The 1,705-nt window shown below is 50.2% G+C and carries 1 protein-coding gene; it reads right to left on the bottom strand.

The window, feature by feature from the left end; translation table 11 throughout:
- Positions 1-218 precede the first annotated feature (218 nt).
- Complete coding sequence (locus tag BDE01S_RS10370; RefSeq protein ID WP_066081255.1) at positions 219-1,565, bottom strand: MFS transporter; 1,347 nt, start codon at positions 1,563-1,565, stop codon at positions 219-221.
- Between the last annotated feature and the right edge of the window lie 140 nt (positions 1,566-1,705).

Below are 1,705 nucleotides of genomic sequence, written 5' to 3'. Positions count from 1 at the left end.
GTCATTTCTGCTACGGCTGTCGGACGAGCATCTGGTCCTCAAAGGAAAAATGCCGTTCACGAAACCCGTCGCTCATTCATAGAGTGAGAGAAACCTTTTATTAAGCCATGTTCTTTGCCTTACAGTAAAGCGACGGTTCCTGTAAAAAAGCCGTCTGAAAATCCTTATTTTCAGACGGCTTTTGATTGAGTCAAACTGCTTTCAAACAACAAATGCCCTTATTGCGCGGCGGCTTTTTCACGCTCCAGCTTCATCACGCCGCGGTGGGTCATGTAGCAGCAGAAAATACAGGCAACGACGGCAAACAGCAGCAGATAGAAGCCTGCGTCCCAGCCGTAGCGTTCCGCCAGAATGCCGAACAGTGCCGTACCGGAGAAGCTGCCCAATACATAGCTGAGCAAACCGCGCAAACCGGTGGCCGAACCTGCGGCAAAAGAAGGCACAAGTTCGATGGTTTGCAGCGACGACAGAAACATCGGCACATAAATCAAACAGCCGACTACGCCCGCACCGATGGTAACGGTGACCAAATCATTACCGCCCCAGTAAGCGAAAATCGCAATGCCGACGCCGACCAGCGTCATCATCGACAAAGGCATGCGTTTGCCTTTGAAATAAGTATCGGTCACCCAACCCGCCAGCAGCGTGGACGGAATCGCCGCCCATTCGAAAATGGCGAACGCCGCCGCCATCTGCCCTTTGCTGAAGCCTTTGGTTTCCAAAAGGTAGAGCGGCAGCCAAGTCAGCACGCCGAAACGGATCATATAGGTGAATACGTCGATAAACGATACGAACCAGACATTGATGTCTTTGACGATGTATTCTTTGAAAATCTGCCAAGTGGTCAAATCAACGTTTTCTTCTTTCGTTACCACCAATTCTTCATTTTGGTTGTTCAGAATCCGGTTCATCGGCGGCAGACCCTCGTTGTAGGTACGGCCCGCGCCGAAAATATAGAACACCAGCGCCACCGCCGCCGCAATCGCGCAAGGCACGATAAAATGCGCCGCCTGCCAGTGTTCCGTACCCAGCCAGGCCACTGCCGCGCCGGAAATCGGCGCAATCAGGCCGCCGCCGACGTTGTGGGAAATATTGAAAAACGCGGTAGTCACGCCACGCGATTTGCGCGGAAACCAGCTGGCCAGCACCACATAAGCCGGCCCTGCGCCCATACCTTGGAAAATACCGTTCAAAATGCACAGCAGCAGGAAAATCCAAAACGAAGCGGAAAAGCCCATCATCAGGTTGACAATGGCCGACATCACCAAGCCGAAAATCATGAAGTGCTTGGGATTGGATTTATCCGCCAATGCCGACATCACGCCCTTGCTGATACCGTACACAATGAGCATGGTGCCGGAGATAAATCCGATGTCTTTTTTGGTAAAGCCGAATTCGGCAATCAGCTCGGGCGACGAGAGCAGGAAATTGTTGCGTAAAATGTAATACGCCGCGTAGCCGATGAAAATCCCGAACAGCGCGTGCCAACGTAAACGGTTGTAACGCTCCAATACCTCCGCCTCCGGCACGGGCTTGCCGGGCTTGGATTTTAAAATAGACAGCATAATCGCTCCTGATTTCAATCAAATGATAAAATGTTGCATATTACATAATTTAATAAATATTACCATCTTTTTTCAAAAATAATTTGCGCTGTATCAGGTTTCTCTATCACCATATTTTCTACATTCATTATGAAAAAGCC

The sequence above is a fragment of the Bergeriella denitrificans NBRC 102155 genome, from assembly GCF_001592185.1.
Taxonomy (GTDB): Bacteria; Pseudomonadota; Gammaproteobacteria; order Burkholderiales; family Neisseriaceae; genus Neisseria; species Neisseria denitrificans.
Note: the sequence above shows the minus strand (reverse complement) of the source record. Positions and strands in the feature narration are given on the sequence as shown.

Coding starts and splice junctions, on each gene's coding strand:
- BDE01S_RS10370 (WP_066081255.1), bottom strand. CDS start 1,565: ATGCTGTCTATTTTAAAATCCAAGCCCGGCAAGCCCGTGCCGGAGGCG.